The organism is Pseudomonas sp. LBUM1657 (assembly GCF_059716075.1).
In genome coordinates, this window is sequence record NZ_CP166799.1 from 2,580,452 (window position 1) to 2,595,165 (window position 14,714).

16 protein-coding genes are annotated in these 14,714 nt (G+C 59.3%); 3 read left to right on the forward strand and 13 right to left on the reverse strand.

Going from position 1 to position 14,714, the window contains the following annotated elements; all coding sequences use genetic code 11:
• Positions 1–20: 20 nt before the first annotated feature.
• The 8 genes from ACA055_RS11930 to gbd all read right to left on the reverse strand — a co-directional run bounded on the left by ACA055_RS11930 (position 21) and on the right by gbd (position 8,732).
• A complete protein-coding gene (locus ACA055_RS11930; protein WP_497683809.1) occupies positions 21–980 on the reverse strand; it encodes an amidohydrolase family protein in 960 nt (319 codons plus the stop codon).
• The gene (locus ACA055_RS11935) at positions 973–1,932 is read right to left on the reverse strand and encodes an amidohydrolase family protein (protein WP_497683810.1); all 960 of its coding nucleotides are present in this window, start codon (positions 1,930–1,932) and stop codon (positions 973–975) included. Before ACA055_RS11935 ends, ACA055_RS11930 begins: the two co-directional genes overlap by 8 nt.
• Before the next feature lie 17 nt (positions 1,933–1,949).
• Positions 1,950–2,408 (reverse strand): thioesterase family protein, encoded by a 459-nt coding sequence (locus tag ACA055_RS11940; protein ID WP_497683811.1) that lies wholly within the window; start codon positions 2,406–2,408, stop codon positions 1,950–1,952.
• A 67-nt stretch (positions 2,409–2,475) separates the two neighbouring features.
• Entirely contained in the window at positions 2,476–4,374 is a 1,899-nt protein-coding gene (locus ACA055_RS11945; protein WP_497683812.1) for a TRAP transporter large permease, read from the reverse strand.
• Between the two features lie 15 nt (positions 4,375–4,389).
• On the reverse strand, positions 4,390–5,433 hold the full coding sequence (locus tag ACA055_RS11950; protein WP_497683813.1) for a TRAP transporter substrate-binding protein: 1,044 nt from the start codon (positions 5,431–5,433) through the stop codon (positions 4,390–4,392).
• Positions 5,434–5,520: 87 nt separating this feature from the next.
• Complete coding sequence (locus tag ACA055_RS11955) at positions 5,521–6,726, reverse strand: CaiB/BaiF CoA transferase family protein (protein WP_497683814.1); 1,206 nt, start codon at positions 6,724–6,726, stop codon at positions 5,521–5,523.
• Between the two features lies 1 nt (position 6,727).
• The gene (locus ACA055_RS11960) at positions 6,728–7,507 is read right to left on the reverse strand and encodes an enoyl-CoA hydratase-related protein (protein ID WP_497683815.1); all 780 of its coding nucleotides are present in this window, start codon (positions 7,505–7,507) and stop codon (positions 6,728–6,730) included.
• Positions 7,508–7,592: 85 nt separating this feature from the next.
• Complete coding sequence (gene gbd / locus ACA055_RS11965) at positions 7,593–8,732, reverse strand: 4-hydroxybutyrate dehydrogenase (protein WP_497683816.1); 1,140 nt, start codon at positions 8,730–8,732, stop codon at positions 7,593–7,595.
• 175 nt (positions 8,733–8,907) lie between these two features.
• Between gbd and ACA055_RS11970 the strand changes: the two genes are divergently transcribed.
• The gene (locus ACA055_RS11970; protein ID WP_497683817.1) at positions 8,908–9,831 is read left to right on the forward strand and encodes a LysR family transcriptional regulator; all 924 of its coding nucleotides are present in this window, start codon (positions 8,908–8,910) and stop codon (positions 9,829–9,831) included.
• Positions 9,832–10,007: 176 nt separating this feature from the next.
• Here ACA055_RS11970 and ACA055_RS11975 read toward each other — a convergent pair whose 3' ends face one another.
• Both ACA055_RS11975 and ACA055_RS11980 read right to left on the reverse strand, forming a co-directional pair.
• Positions 10,008–10,256, reverse strand: coding sequence for a hypothetical protein (locus ACA055_RS11975; RefSeq protein WP_497683818.1), 249 nt, complete (start codon positions 10,254–10,256; stop codon positions 10,008–10,010).
• A 53-nt stretch (positions 10,257–10,309) separates the two neighbouring features.
• Positions 10,310–11,017 carry an SOS response-associated peptidase family protein gene (locus tag ACA055_RS11980; protein ID WP_497683819.1) on the reverse strand — a complete coding sequence of 236 codons (708 nt, stop codon included), beginning with the start codon at positions 11,015–11,017 and terminating at the stop codon, positions 10,310–10,312.
• A 397-nt stretch (positions 11,018–11,414) separates the two neighbouring features.
• Here ACA055_RS11980 and ACA055_RS11985 point away from each other — a divergent pair, with 397 nt between their 5' ends.
• Positions 11,415–12,257, forward strand: coding sequence for an AraC family transcriptional regulator (locus tag ACA055_RS11985; RefSeq protein WP_497683820.1), 843 nt, complete (start codon positions 11,415–11,417; stop codon positions 12,255–12,257).
• A 96-nt stretch (positions 12,258–12,353) separates the two neighbouring features.
• Here ACA055_RS11985 and ACA055_RS11990 read toward each other — a convergent pair whose 3' ends face one another.
• Both ACA055_RS11990 and ACA055_RS11995 read right to left on the reverse strand, forming a co-directional pair.
• Complete coding sequence (locus ACA055_RS11990; protein ID WP_497683821.1) at positions 12,354–12,851, reverse strand: YkgB family protein; 498 nt, start codon at positions 12,849–12,851, stop codon at positions 12,354–12,356.
• 427 nt (positions 12,852–13,278) lie between these two features.
• A complete protein-coding gene (locus ACA055_RS11995) occupies positions 13,279–13,473 on the reverse strand; it encodes a hypothetical protein (RefSeq protein ID WP_497683822.1) in 195 nt (64 codons plus the stop codon).
• Positions 13,474–13,736: 263 nt separating this feature from the next.
• Between ACA055_RS11995 and ACA055_RS12000 the strand changes: the two genes are divergently transcribed.
• Entirely contained in the window at positions 13,737–14,267 is a 531-nt protein-coding gene (locus ACA055_RS12000; protein WP_497683823.1) for an efflux RND transporter periplasmic adaptor subunit, read from the forward strand.
• A 232-nt stretch (positions 14,268–14,499) separates the two neighbouring features.
• On the opposite strand, the gene ACA055_RS12005 is transcribed toward ACA055_RS12000, so the two are convergent.
• A complete protein-coding gene (locus tag ACA055_RS12005) occupies positions 14,500–14,709 on the reverse strand; it encodes a hypothetical protein (protein WP_497683824.1) in 210 nt (69 codons plus the stop codon).
• Positions 14,710–14,714 lie beyond the last annotated feature (5 nt).

Consider the following 14,714-nt stretch of genomic DNA (forward strand, 5'->3'; position numbering starts at 1 on the left):
AAGGGCTGTTCAAATAGGAATCAAGTGAGCCGGTAAATTCGCCGGGCGTTGTCATGAAACAGGGCGAGCCGATCGGCGAGGGAACGGTCCCGGACAATGGCTTTGAAGCCGTCGAGGACTTCGCTCAGGCCGTTGACCACGCCATCGACCGGGTAGTTGGTGGCAAACGCGCAGCGGCTGACATCGACAATCGAAATCGCGTCGTTCACCACAACGCGGTTCAACGCCACGGGCCACGCCTTGCCGGGGATGCAAATACCGGAAATTTTCAGTGCGACGTTCGGCTCCCGTGCCAGCAACGCGAGGTTGTTACGCCAACCCGCCAACCCTTCGTCCGAACGATCAGCCGGCAGCGCCGTGTGATTGACCACAATGGTCACGTCGGGAAAGTCTCTGGCCAGCTCGGCGGCCTCCGACAAATGCCACCACGGGGCCTGCAATTCGAAGTGCAGGCCGTTTTCCGCCAGTTGTGCGTAACCCTCGCGCCAACGGGGATCGCGCATGGAACCGGGCGCGGCAAAGTCTTCGCGCCATGCCTCACGACTGGTCACCGTGGGTTTGTGGCGCACGCCGCGCACCAGCGGGTGCTCGCCGTATTGGCGCAACAGGGTTGAAGCGTCTTCGCGATCCAGCCAGGCCTGCCCGACCATGGCCGCCAGGGTGGGTTCGGTTTTTGCCAGCGACGCGACAAACTCCACCTCATCGGCGGGCGTCGCAGGGTCCCACTCACCCTCGATCACCACCGTCTGCACGATGCGATGGCTGCCCGTCAGCCGGCGATAATCTTGCGGCAGAAAAGTGCGACAGATCGACGAGTAATCGCCATAACGAAACGCTCGCAACGGCCGGTCGTTCAGCCACGGGTAGTAATGGGCCTCGATATCGAAATAGTGTTGGTGAGCGTCGACGATCGGTAAGTCCGCGTCCTCGCCGCTGGCCAGAAAACGCGTGCGCCAGTCGATGGTCGATACGTCATTCATGCTGCTGCTCCAGACGATAAAAGCGTCGTGCATTACCAGCGAACACCGCTTCCTGCACGGCACGACCCATGGGCGCGAGCATCGCGGCCACGCCATCGGCGATGGTGTCGTAGGACGCGCGTAAACCAGCGACCGGAAAGTTACTGGCGAACATGCAGCGCTCGGGACCGAAGATCTCCAGCGCGGTCAGGACTACCATCCGGTTATCGTCATAGCGCCAGGGCGAATCCTTGAGGCCGAACTCCGATAGCTTGATTTGCACGTTGGGCTGCAAGGCCAGCGCTTCCAGGCCATTGCGCCAGCGCGTGATGCCTTCCAGGCTGCGATCCCAGGCGAAACCGGTATGGTTCAGGGCGATGCGGATGTGCGGAAACATCGCCGCCACTTCGGCCGCTTCGACCAGGTGCCACGGCGGTACGCGCAGATCCCACGACAGACCGTGCTCAGCCAGCCGCGAAAAACCTTCCAGCCATTTCGGGTCCTGCATGGTTCCGCGTGCCCCGGCAATCGAGACATCCGGCGACGGCGAGGTAACCGGTTTGGAGCGTATGCCCCGCACCAATGGCCGGGCCGCCTGGGCGGCGAGAATCTCTGCACTGTCTTCGCGATCGAACCAGGCGTGGGCAACGATGGCATTTGGGAAACCGTAGCGGGCATTTACCTGTTCCAGCCAGCGGGTCTCGGCAACCTGTTCATCACGGGCACGCTCGGCCTCGACATGCACCGTGCCCACCAAGCGTTGGTTTTCGGTCAGGGCCAGGTAGTTCTCCGGCAAGAAATTACGGCACAGGCTGTGATAATCGCCGAGAAAGAATTCCTCGTGATACTCGTCTTGCAGCCACGGATAGCGACCGTTGCCGAGATCCCACAGGTGGTGGTGAGCATCGACAATCGGTAGAGCATCCTCGGCCGCGAGGTTCGGCAAGCCGTTGCGTTCATGCAGCGTGATCATGACGTCGTCCCTTTGCTTCAGCGCGAGGCGGCGAATTGGGAAGGGCTGAGCACGCCGTCTTCGACTTCTCCAGCGGCGGCCGCTTCGGCCTTGGCCTGAACGCGGCTGCGCAGTTTGGCGATGTTCACCACCACCCGGGTATGCGCCGCGGTAGCTACCAGTTCCACGTCATCGCGCACCTCGACATTGAAGGTGATGCTGCGCCCCTCGATCCGCGTCACGGTGGCGGCGATGCTGACCGACATGCCCAGCAACGTGGCCCCGACGTGACGGATATCGACCGCTGCACCGACCGTGTTTTCGCCCTCATCGAGGAAGGTCAGCAGGTAGTCGAGACAGGTCTGCTCGATGTCGTCCACCAAGCGGGGAGTGGCGTAGATACGCAAGTCCTCACCCAGAAACGAGATGGTGCGTTCCTGGTCGACGATCAGGTGGCGCTCGGTGGCGGTGCCTGCTTCCAGCGTGGAGAAATTCATAAGAAACCTCGTGTTTGAGTGCCGACAGTCGGGGCTGCGACCATCGGCCGGGCTATCAAAGGGTGATTCAGCGAGTAGGCAGGAAACCGATGGAAATCCATGGCACGGCGATCAGCACTCCGAGGGCCACAACCAGCGCTCCCAGATAAGGCCAGACGCGACGCATGGCGCCGCTGGGATCGACCTTGGCAATGGCGCACGCGGCATAGAAGCCCACGCCAAATGGTGGCGCGAACAGGCCCAGACCCATGGCGAAAATCGCGACCATGGCGTAATGCACGTCGTGGATGCCCATGGCCTTGGCAATCGGGAACAGCAACGGGCCGAACAGCACGATGGCCGGGATGCCTTCCAGAAAGCTGCCGAGGAGAATGAACGCCACCGCAGAGATGATCAGGAAGCCCATCGCACCTCCCGGCACCGTCGACATGACTTGCGCCAACTGATGGGAGAACCCCGACTGGGTCAGCGCCCAGGCCATGGCGGTCGCGCTGCCGATGATGATCAGAATCGCCCCGGACAACGAAGCGGTGCTGACCAGGATCGGATACAGGCGGCGCCAGTCAAAGCAGCGGTAGCACAGCAAACCGACGATGAAGGTGTAGGCCACGCCGATGGCGGCAACTTCGGTGGCGGTGGCAACGCCTTCAACCACGGCGGTGCGGATCACGAAGGGCAGCGCCAGTGCAGGCACCGCGACCAACAGCGAATGGCCGATTTCCTTGCCGCTGGCGCGTTTGCCGGTGGAGACAGCGCCTTTGCGGTTTTTCCACCAGATCACCGCCGCCATGGCGATCGCACCCACCACCGCCGGCATGAAACCGCCGGTGAACAGCGCGGAAATCGACACCCCGGTCACTGAGCCGATGGTGATCAGCACGAGGCTCGGCGGAATGGTTTCCGACATCGCTCCGGACGCATTGAGCATCGCCACCAGTTCGTTTTCATCCTCGCCGCGTTTCTTCATTTCCGGAAACAGCGCTGGCGCGATGGCGGCCATGTCGGCGGCCTTCGAACCAGAAATCCCGGAGATCAGGTAGATGGCGCCGATCAGCACATAAGACAGGCCGCCCCGCACATGGCCGATCAACGAGCACAGGAAGCGGATCATCGCCCGCGCCATGCCCATGGCTTCGATCAACGCACCCAAAAACACAAACAACGGGATGGCCAGCAGAATCAGGCTCGCCATGCCTTCGTCCATGCGGCCGACCACCAGGGTCAGGGGGGTGCTGGTCATGGTCGACAGGTAAGCCACCGTGGCCAAGCCGAACGCGACCATGATCGGCACGCCGAGGACGATCATCGCCATGACGCCGATCATGAAGAAGACGATCAGGTTCCAGTTGCCCATCAACAGCAAGGTGCCTTCAGCCACCCATAGCAAGGCTGCCAGGGAAGCCAGCATCGCCACGGACACAGAGAAGTCGATCAACCGGGCGCTGGTCAGCAGACGCGCAACACACGTCATCAGCATCAGGCTCAGCCCGACCGCGATGGCGGATACGCGAAAGGCGTTGGGGATTTCGAGGGCGGCGGTGGTGATGATCCACTCGTCGCTGACGTATTCCCAGGCCGGTGTGAACAGCAGCCCGATGAAGGTGATGACGATCACCGCGCCCAAGGTGTCGACAAAGGCGCGTTTTTCCCGGGGCAGGCGCCCGATAAACGAGGTGAGGCGCATGTGCTCGCCCCGACGCATCGCCACCACCGAACCGAGCATCGCCAGCCACAGAAACAGCAGCGAGGCCAGTTCGTCACCCCAGACGATGGGTTGATTGAGCACGTAACGGGAGAACACATTGCAGAACAGCAGCGTGCATTCCACGACCACCAGCAATGCAGCGCTGCCCTCAGTCAACCAGCGCAACCCCGTGTCGAGTGCACGACCGAGGCGAAACGTGGTTTGGCGTGGGCTGAGTCCTTCAGCGGGAGAAACTTCCGTCATTGGTATTTCGTTTTTCATGACCTTGTCTCCGGCTTAGGACAGTTGACCCGCGTACTGCTCGAGCAAGCTCCAGGCTTCATCGCCGTACTTTTCTTTCCATTGGGTGTAGAAGCCCTTGGACTGCAAATCGGTCCTGAACAATGAACGGTCGACTTTGTTGAAGGTGATGCCGTGGGCCGTCAGCGACGGTTCCAGGCTGGTGTTGAGGTCAATCACCTGCTGACGCTGAACCAGCGCTGCGGCGTTGATCTGCCGCGAGACGATTTCCTGCACATCGGCGGGCAGTTTTGGAAAGGTTTTGCCCGACGCGACAATCCAGAATCCACCCCAGATGTGGTCGGTCATGGAGCAGTACTTCTGCACTTCATAGAAACGCGCGGATTCGACGACCACCAACGGGTTTTCCTGGCCATCGACCACTTTGGTCTGCAGCGCCGAGTAGGTTTCGTTAATGCTGATGCCGGTCGGTGAGGCGCCCAGGGCGCTGAACATGGACGTCCACAGCGGGCTGACCAGCACGCGCAGTTTGAAACCGGCGAGGTCTTGCGGGGTGTAGATCGGCCGCGTCGAACTGGTGATCTGGCGAAAGCCGTTGTTCCAGACTTTCTCCATCGGGATCAAGCCGACCTTGGCGGTCTTGGCGCGCACGTACTCGCCCAGCTTGCCGTCCAGCGCGGCCCAGACCGTGTCGTAGTCCTTGAACGCGAACGGCATGCTTTCGATCGACATGGCCGGCACCAGCGTGGAGAGAATGGCGCCTGGCAATGGAATGAAATCGATTGCACCGGCGCGCACCTGGGACAGCATGTCGGTGTCGCCACCCATGGCGCCGTTGGCGTACACCTGCAGGTCCACGGCGCCGTTGGTTTCGGCTTTGATGGCTTGTGAAGCCGCCTTCATCTGGATATTCAACGGATGGGTGTCGGGCAGGCTGCTGGTGTAGCGCAACACGATGGGCTTGGTGGCGGCGAAGACGCTGGAGGGCAGCAGGTTGGCGGCGAATGCACCGCCCACGGTGACGCCGGCAGACACTAGAAATGATCGGCGGCTTACGGCCTCGGTCAAGATACGGCTCATGTTATTCACCTTCTTGTTTTTGTTGTTGTTCTAAAAAACAGCGGATCAGTTAAGCGAGCGCTGCTCCTTGTGGGAGCGGGCTTTGCGTTACGCCAGTGCCACCACTGCTTGGCATCGGATCAACTCGTCGATTTCATCTTCCGCGTAGCCGCTTTCTTTCAGCACTTCGCGGGTGTGTTCGCCGAGCAGTGGCGCCGGGCGGCTGGTCGGCGGCGCGGCGTTGTCCATGTCAGAGAAGTGAATCGGCAGGCCCATGCCGCGCACCCGGCCTTCGGTGGGGTGTTCGGTTTCAACGACCATGCCGCGTGCCTTGGTTTGTGGGTGGTCCAGTGCGGCGGCGATGTCCAGGACCGGCCCGGCAGGCAAGCCGAGGTTGTCGAACAACACCATCCATTCATCGGTGGTGCGCGCGACCAAGACTTCGTTGAGGATTTCCACCAGGGCCAGGCGATGCTCCATGCGCAATGCGTTGCTGGCGAAGCGTGGGTCGGCCTTGAGTTGCGGAACGGCCAGGGCCTCGACCAGACGTTCGTAGTTGGCCTGGTTGGCGGCGCCAATGTTGATCCAGCCATCCGCGGTGCGGAATACCTGATACGGCGCGCTGGTGGAGTTGGCCGAACCCATCTTCGGCAGGATGGTGCCGTCGGCGAAATACGCGGCCGCCGGCCAGTACATCTGTTGCAGGCCGGCTTCGAACAGCGAGGTGTCGACCATCTGCCCGAGGCCGGTTTTCTGTTTGGCGGCATAGGCTGCGCAAATGCCGAGGGCGGCGAGAATGCCGGAGTTGATGTCGGCCACGGGGGAGCCGGCCTTGACTGGTTCACGCCCGGCTTCACCGGTCATGCTCATCATGCCGCTCATGCCCTGAGCGATCAGATCGAAACCGCCTTTCTCGCCAAATGGCCCGCTGCGCCCATAGCCGGAGATCGCGCAGTAAATCAGCCCGGGGTTGATGAGCTTCAAATCTTCATAACCCAGGCCGAATTTCTCCATGGTGCCGGCGCGGTAGTTTTCCGTGACCACGTCGGCGTCCAGCAGCAGCCGGCGCAACACGTCACGGCCACCGTCGGTTTTCAGGTTCAGGCCAATACCGCGCTTGTTGCGGTTCACCACCATGAACGAAGCGGATTCACCACTGGTCATGATCGGGGAGAAGCGGCGCGAATCATCACCGCCCGGGACTTTCTCGACCTTCACCACGTCGGCGCCCATGTCGGCCAGCATCATTCCGCACACTGGCCCGGACATGATGTGAGCCAGTTCTACAACGCGCATTCCTGTCAGCGGTCCCATGTTATTTCCCCTTGAACTGTGGTTTGGCTTTCTCGATGAAAGCGTTCAGACCGATCTGAAAATCTTCGGTGTCGTAGCAGGAGTAACTCGCGTCGATCTGCTCTGCGGTGGGTGCGACGCCGGCTTCAAGCTGGCGTGCGGCCTGGCGATGCCAGCGGGCGACGAGGGGCGCGCCGTTGACGATGCGTTTGGCGGTGGCGAGGGTTTCGGACTCGACTTCTGCGTCCGGCACGACGCGGGTCACGAGGTTTTTCACGTAGGCGTCGTTGGCGTCGAGAATGCGACCTTCAAGAAGAATCTCCAGGGTGGTCGAGCGTCCCGCCAGTGCTACCAGGCCGGCCATTTCGTCATAGGACATGACCAGGCCCAGCTTGCCGACCGGCGCACCGAAACGGCTGGAGGTGCCGCAGATGCGCAGGTCGCACAGTGCCGCGATTTCCAGGCCGCCGCCGACACACACGCCGTGGATCATCGCGATCACCGGATGCGGGCAGTCGGCAACCGCGCGCATGGCCGCCGAGGTGACTTCGGCATACACACGGGCTTGTGCCTGGTTGGCGCGTACCGCTGGAAACTCGCCGACATCGGCGCCCGCGGCAAAGGCTTGTTCGCCCGCACCACGTAACATGACGCAGCGTACGGTGGGGTCAGCGGACAGTTCGGTCATGACATCACCCAGGTCTTGCCACATGGACAAGGTCAGGGCGTTCATTTTTCCCGGATGGCTGAGGGTGACGAGGGCAATGGACGCTTGCCGTTCGATAAGGACGGTGGGCTTCATGATTGTTCCGCTGGCGTCGGATCACGTGGGGACGTGTTCGACGCTGCGGCTGCCTCCTGATTTATTGTTGTTGGATAGCGGCTGTTTACAGCGACTGTTCGAGCATCGACAGGTAGTCCGCGGAGGACGCTTCGCGGGGGTTGGTCTTGTGGCTGTGATCGTGCAACGCGCCCTCGACGATGCCGGCAAACAGGCTCTCGTCGACACCGATGTCGCGCAGGCGGGTCGGCAGGCCGAGGCGTCGGGTCATGTCCTCGATGGCTGTGCCGATATTGGCGTCGGCCCCAAGGCCCATGGCGTGTCGCAGGCGCTCAAGCTTGCGTTCGTCGCGAACGGTGGGGGCGTTGGCATTGAAGTGCACGACCGCCGGCAGAAAGATGGCGTTCAAGGTGCCGTGGTGCAGTTTCGGATTGATGCCGCCCAGGGCGTGGGACAAGCTGTGCACGCAGCCCAGTCCCTTTTGGAAGGCCAGCGCGCCTTGCATGGACGCGCTCATCATGTTCATCCGGGCTTCGCGATCGCCTGGTTCAGCGGTCGCGCGCTCGATGTGTTCCCAGGCGCGCCACAGGCCGTCGAGGGCGATGCCATCGGCCGCGGGGTTGAAGGCCGGCGCCATGAACGTCTCGATACAATGCGCAATCGCGTCCATGCCGGTTGCGGCGGTCAACATCGGCGGCAGGCCGAGGGTCAGTTCCGGATCGCAGATGGCCACGCGAGGCACCACATAAGGCGAGATGACGCCTACCTTGCGACCATCGTCGAGGATCAGGATCGCACCCCGGCCGACTTCGCTGCCGGTGCCGGCGGTGGTTGGAATCGCAATCAACGGCGCCGTGGCAGACGTGATGCGATCCAGCCCGCCTTCGATCACCGCAAAGCTTTGCAGAGGGCCATCGTGGGTGGCGCAAACAGCGACGCCTTTGGCCAGATCGATCGAAGAACCACCGCCGACGGCGATGATGCCGTTGCACTCGCCACTGCGGTATTGCGCGACGGCTTCACGGACGGCGTGTTCGTTGGGATTGGGCGGGGTGGCGTCGAAAATCGCGGGAAGGCAGCTACTGCCAAGGGCGGCGATGACTTTGTCGACGATGCCGGCATTGCGCACGCCGATGTCAGTGACGATCAGCGGCCGGGTAATGCCCGCACGTTCGGCTTCGGCGGCCAGATGCGCCAGGCTGTCGTAGCCGAACTGGATCTTGGTGACGTAATTGATGAGGGACATGATTCACCACAAGTTATACAGGATTGTTATTGTTGCAATCGGTCTGCGGCGGGAGTGCTTTCGCTCTCTGGTCAAACCCATTGCATTGCCTGGTTGTGGGGCGGACTATAGGGCCGTCGTGGCGAGCCCCGATACTGACAACTTTCGATACCTCTATAACTTTTAGTTAACCCTGATGACGCCCTCACTGAACTCGATCATGTCCCGCCTGCACATCAAGCAACTTCGCTTGTTGATCGCCCTTGATGAGCACGGCTCCTTGCTGGGCGCGGCCAAACAGGTCGCGCTGACACAGCCCGGTGCCAGCAAGGCACTGCAAGAAATTGAAACCACCTTCGGTACTTCGCTGTTCACCCGCACTAACCGCGGGCTTGAACCGAACGATGCCGGGCGCTCGGTCATCCGTTACGCCAGGCTGATCCAGACTGACCTCGCGCACCTGCGCGAAGAGATCATCGGCATCATGAGCGGCGAGGGCGGACGGGTGTCGGTCGGCACTATCATGGGCGCCGTCCCGTTGCTGACCACCGCGATCAGTCGGGTGATTGCCGACCACCCGAAGCTGTCTATCGAGATCGTCGAAGACACCAGCGCCGCACTGCTCAGCCAACTCGATGCCGGACGCCTGGATCTGGCGATCTGTCGTACCACCATCAGCACCACCCCCTACTTGTATGAGAGCGCGACATTCGTCGAAGAAACGTTGGCGGTGATCGCCAGTACCCAGCATCCGTTCGCCTACGCCCGGCGTTTGTCCCTGAAGGACCTGGTGGATTACCGCTGGGTCGTCTATCGCGCGAACATGCCGATGCGTTTGCTGCTGGAGCGGGAGTTTCATGAGGCCGACCTGCGTTTCCCGGTGCATCTGCTGGAAACCACGTCGGCCTTCGCCACCTTGTCGCTGCTTCAGGAAAACCCGACCCTCGTGGCGCTGGTGTCCACCGACGTGGCGAAGTTCTGCTCCGGCTACGGTTTCACCACCACGTTGCCGCTGCCCATCACCTCGCGCAGCGAACCCTATGAACTGGTATCGCGCAAAGGCGTGCCCGACTCACCGGCGGCCAGGCTGTTACGAGAGGCGCTGTTGAACCCTGCTTAGAAACGGGCAATCAAGATGGTGCACTGCTTTGGACGCCCGCATTCGTGCGTTTTACGCAAATCTGATTTGTTGCAGGCGCGGAGTTTGAAACCGACAGGTTGGGTTGCCGATGATTGGGGGGAAAGGTTTAGCGCATTGCGATGGGTATTACTCAGGTCATGGGTAGGCGGCGCGGATCATGGACGTTTCTCCAATGCCCGGTCGGTGAGCTTGGCGTTGTGAATGAGTCGACACAGAACTGTGGCGATCAAGATCGACAGCAGTGGCCAGTAGATGAATATGGCTTTCAGGAGCATGGCGTCACCCTCGTGCTTCATCCAATCCTCATAATTGCCGGCATGCTCCCTGCTGTCAGTTACCGGCCATGCGCCGCGTGTTCCGACCTCGGTCATGAACACCATCAGAGGATGGTGGTCCTTGCTCATGACGATATAGGCGTATCGCCCCCTTCTTACATTAGATGCTGATAATCATTTGTTCACGAAGTCTCATGTCCGTCCATCACCTCGCCAGTCGGCTCGATCAATTCGGCGCCCTGGTTTCGCGCGTTGCCGACTGCCCGATCAACCTTGAACCACTCGAATGCCTCGGTCGGTTCGCCCTGGAACAGCGCCATCTGTTCGGCTCGTTCCTTGGGTGTCGCCAGATCCAGCCATTCGCGACCCAGTTCCGGTGACAGTGCCACTGGCCTCCGGTCGTGGATGTCCACCATGCCACCCGCGCTGTCGGCGGTGATGATGACGAAACCATCATGCTCTCCCGGTCCATGCGCGGCGGTCGGGTATTGGCCGATGGCGGCACACAGGATCGGTGCCCGGTCCCGACGGCGGATCAGGTAGGGCTGCTTTTTTGGCTCTCCTTCATCCACCCATTCAAACCAGTTATCGATCGCGAGGATTGCCCGGTTCGGCCAGATTGCTTTGAAGAATGGCCCGTGGGCCACTTTCTCAACCCTGGCATTGATCGGCGCGGCTCGATCCTTCGCCCAGTGCGGGCGCCATCCCCAGCGCACCCAGTCGGCATGCAGAACGTTGCCTTCCTGGTGGAAGAGGGCGAGCTGAGTCGACGGCGCGGCGTTGTACAACTCGAACGGCCGATCCCCGGTGTGGTTGATCAAGGCATCGGGAATGCTGAGCACCGCCACGAAATCATGAATACCTCGGTACTGTGAAAGTCTCCCGCACACGGCCAGATCCTCACGTTGATCTTTCAGCGTAGACCAATATTCGACTATTTATAGATGTGCAGCGCAGGTTGTTGAACTGTAAGCATTCAGTTGCGTCGAAGCATTACGGGCGAATGGGTGGGGTTAACGCGTTCGAATGCTGGCTTGAACCCTTCTATTGCGCTGGGAATTTCGTGGATTCGCCAAGGGAGGCGGACGATGCTCAAATTTTTTGCAGCTTACTTGTCCATTTGCTTCCTTCTTCAATGGGGCGTGGCCGTGGCGTCGCCCTGGATCGCCTCCCACGTGCTGCTGAGGTGGATGTTCTAGCGATCAGGGGCAGGTAAACAGGGGCATCATTCGACCCTGAATTGTTGGTGATACTATCCATAGACCCGGGTCTTGCATGAGATGCCCTATGGATCGTCTGTCTACGTTGCTGTCTCAGTTCGGCGTGCGCGCAAACCTGTTTCACAGTGGCAACCTTTGCGGCGTGGCGTCATACGATGGCGCTGACCATCGCGGTCATATTCACCTGCTGCAGGCCGGTCAAGTCACTTTAAAGGGTGCTGATGGTAGCGACTTGCTGCTTATCCGGCCCTGTCTGATTTTTCTGCCACGCCCAACCCGGCATCAACTCATCCCAAGTGAGCCCGAAGGTGCTCAGTTGCTGTGTGCGTCAATGGAGTTTACGGGGGGAACCGGTAACCCGTTGTCGGGTTCACTACCGGATCTATTGGTGCTGCCACTGGATGAGCTACCGATGCTGGCCGATACGCTGCAATGGATGTTTGCCGAGGCAGCAGGCGTGCATTGTGGACGGGCGGCTGTACTGGATCGTTTGTTCGAGCTGCTGATCATCCTGCTGTTCCGGCATCTCCTTGATCACCAGCAGTTGAATACCGGAATGATGGCCGGGTTGGCCGATTCGCGACTGGCGCGCTCGCTGGTTCAGATGCATAACGCACCTCAACGTGATTGGTCCGTTGCCGAGCTGGCCAGTGAGTCGAACATGTCGCGCGCTGCCTACGCCGCGCATTTCCGATCTGTTTTAGGGCAGACGCCTACGGATTATTTGCTGAGTTGGCGTATCAGTGTGGCGCAGAAGCTTCTACGCGAAGGGCGGGCGATTACGCTGATCGCAGACGAGGTCGGTTATGAAAGCCCCTCGGCGCTTGCTCGCGCGTTTCGTCGCAAGACGGGATACAGCCCGCGAGACTGGTTGAAATCCTTGGATGGCGCGGGGCAGAACATCGCTTGATGGTATCTCTTAACTTTCGTTGTGATCTTGAGTCGCTGAAAGGGAAAAGGGTCTGAAACAGGCTGTTTCAGACCCTTTTTGCGCAAACTTATAAGTTCAACGGGTTTCCAGTTTAATCAACGAATGGCCCGCGATGAATATAGAGGCGGCAAGCAATCCAATGTCTTTCAGGAGGAATTGGCCCGGAGCTACACTGATCGCCGGGAAACCGAGACTCGGTTCAATAACGCCTGGCGTCGAGAACATAAAGCTTATCGTTGTGAAAAATAACCCGGCTGACAAGGCACCGCCAATCAATGAGAGCTTTGGCGATATCAGGCGACCTGCGATAAGCAAGCCAATTGATACTTCCAGGACGCCGAGCAGGCTGGAAAACAGATCTACGCTGAAAATGTTGTAAACCCATCCCAGGAACGGGCTGTTGCTGACAAGCGGAACGAGTCCTTCTGCTTCATAGTGCGTAAACTTCATGCCGCCGAACCAGAAGTAAATAATGGCGAGCGCAAGATAAATACCGTAGGTTCCGATTTCCATGGTTTTAGTGCCAACGGACAATCTGTTTGACAAGGTGCTGGTAACATTCAATGGGTTCATGATTTAACTCCAGAAGCCCAGCGCGGAGTACGTTGGGAGTGAAGCTATTGTTACCGCTGATTTGAATTTTTACTGTTCTGAATGGACAGCATTCAATGCAGATCGTCCAATTTCACTGACGCTTTCAGAAGGAGGAGGCACGTTAAGGACGGCTGGGACGCAGTCTGAATCAGCGCATATCCTCGCCAAACGGCAGCGGGATGGGCATCGGGTATCGAAACAGGGACAAGGCAGGAGGGCGTTGCAGCATACGAAGAGTATGTGAAGTCTATGCGGGAAATGTGGATGGGTGAGAAGTAACTTATAGAGGAACAGTTTCGTATGGCGAAACTAACACCTAGACAACGAATTTATCCTCCGCGAAGTTTAATTGGCGAAGGATAAATATTTATCGTGTGTCGGTGGAGGAGGTGGTGCCTATGTTTAATCAACTTTTTGATGGCGCGCTGCTGGTGGATTTTGCAGTGCTCTGAATGTCGTTCCGGGCCTTTTCATTTTTCGCTTTAATTTCTTGGGCGTGAGCCTCTATTCGTTTAATCAGCCGGTCGCTGCCGTCTGTTGCAAAGCTCAAGTTGCTAAAAGCTGAACAAGCCAAAGTTGCTGCAATTAGAATTTTTTTCATGATGGTCACCGTCGTAGAGTGAATCACGGTGTGTGATTCGCAGGGCTAGGTTAGGTGAATGTATAAGTGGCTGAAATATCCAATTCACCAGAAAATTGGCTGACCAATTAGTCTCTGGCTTGTCGGCGGCGGTATAGAGGCTTTATCGAAAATTGGCTATTTGGGATAACTGAACAAGATCTTATTGTGACGACGTAAAAATCGCTGGCTGAGCCTGAACTGCTCAGTAGTTGGTTGTCACTTTCAAGTTTCCGGGATCTAAGATGAAGACTTCAGAGCCAATGCTAAAGAAAAACAAACGGGTGCTCGCCGTCGGCGTATTAGTAGCACTGGGGATCGGCAGTTATCAACTGTTTGAACCTGTTGCGGCACCCGCTGCTCAAGCGACCAACGCAGCGACTCCAGTCGGGGTGGCCCAGGTCACCGAACGGGTCGTCACCGAGTGGAGCGATTTCTCCGGACGTATCGAGGCCATTGAGCACGTCCAGATTCGCCCGCGGGTCGACGGTACGATTGATGCCGTGCATTTTCAGGAAGGTCAGGTGGTCAAGAAGGGTGCGCCGCTGTTCACCATCGACCCGCGCCCATATCAGGCGGTATTGGCTAAAGCCGAAGCAGCCCGTGACAGTGCCAAGGCGCGTCTGGCCCTGGGTACTGCTGCGTCAACTGGCCGTTCGTTTCACACCTTCCACCCCAATAGCAACCGGCCACGACGCAGCACCTCACCATTCGCAGCCTGCCGTTGCCAGCCTGGATGCCCGGGAGGTCTGAAACACCGTTCACCGGCAGGCTGAATGTTAGTTTTGTTCAGCCTTGTGTTCGGGACACGTGACGCCGCTCTGGGTAAAGTCAGCACTGCTTGCCCGGCCAGGTGTGTTTCAGAGGGATCTGAATGGCCAACAAACTGGTCAGGGTGGGCACCGATTCAGAAGGGAGGCGGCAAGCGCCTCACTTCAGCTGACGATTGTTCGCCTCGCCCGTTGCAGCCCGACCCGCTCGTCACTGAAGCGGCTGGCGAGGGAAACGTCAGAGCACGTAGCCAGCGGCGTGTCCGGGGTGGTTGTCCTGCACGCCGACGATGAGGTGCAGTGGCATGTGCTGCTGCTGCTCATCATTGGATGGGATTTCGAAACTACCCACTATTTGAAGATGTCGCTCGCTCAGCCCGGTCGACTCTGCTTCTTTTGCCTTTGCCATTCTCGCGTGGTTCGCTGCGATTTCATTGAGAGTTGACACGTTAC

Excerpts from the sequence above, each read along its gene's own strand:
- ACA055_RS11930 (WP_497683809.1), bottom strand. The coding sequence starts at position 980 with ATGAATGACGTATCGACCATCGACTGGCGCACGCGTTTTCTGGCCAGC.
- ACA055_RS11935 (WP_497683810.1), bottom strand. The coding sequence starts at position 1,932 with ATGATCACGCTGCATGAACGCAACGGCTTGCCGAACCTCGCGGCCGAG.
- ACA055_RS11940 (WP_497683811.1), bottom strand. The coding sequence starts at position 2,408 with ATGAATTTCTCCACGCTGGAAGCAGGCACCGCCACCGAGCGCCACCTG.
- ACA055_RS11945 (WP_497683812.1), bottom strand. The coding sequence starts at position 4,374 with ATGAAAAACGAAATACCAATGACGGAAGTTTCTCCCGCTGAAGGACTC.
- ACA055_RS11950 (WP_497683813.1), bottom strand. The coding sequence starts at position 5,433 with ATGAGCCGTATCTTGACCGAGGCCGTAAGCCGCCGATCATTTCTAGTG.
- ACA055_RS11955 (WP_497683814.1), bottom strand. The coding sequence starts at position 6,726 with ATGGGACCGCTGACAGGAATGCGCGTTGTAGAACTGGCTCACATCATG.
- ACA055_RS11960 (WP_497683815.1), bottom strand. The coding sequence starts at position 7,507 with ATGAAGCCCACCGTCCTTATCGAACGGCAAGCGTCCATTGCCCTCGTC.
- gbd (WP_497683816.1), bottom strand. The coding sequence starts at position 8,732 with ATGTCCCTCATCAATTACGTCACCAAGATCCAGTTCGGCTACGACAGC.
- ACA055_RS11970 (WP_497683817.1), top strand. The coding sequence starts at position 8,908 with ATGACGCCCTCACTGAACTCGATCATGTCCCGCCTGCACATCAAGCAA.
- ACA055_RS11975 (WP_497683818.1), bottom strand. The coding sequence starts at position 10,256 with ATGAGCAAGGACCACCATCCTCTGATGGTGTTCATGACCGAGGTCGGA.
- ACA055_RS11985 (WP_497683820.1), top strand. The coding sequence starts at position 11,415 with ATGGATCGTCTGTCTACGTTGCTGTCTCAGTTCGGCGTGCGCGCAAAC.
- ACA055_RS11990 (WP_497683821.1), bottom strand. The coding sequence starts at position 12,851 with ATGAACCCATTGAATGTTACCAGCACCTTGTCAAACAGATTGTCCGTT.
- ACA055_RS11995 (WP_497683822.1), bottom strand. The coding sequence starts at position 13,473 with ATGAAAAAAATTCTAATTGCAGCAACTTTGGCTTGTTCAGCTTTTAGC.
- ACA055_RS12000 (WP_497683823.1), top strand. The coding sequence starts at position 13,737 with ATGAAGACTTCAGAGCCAATGCTAAAGAAAAACAAACGGGTGCTCGCC.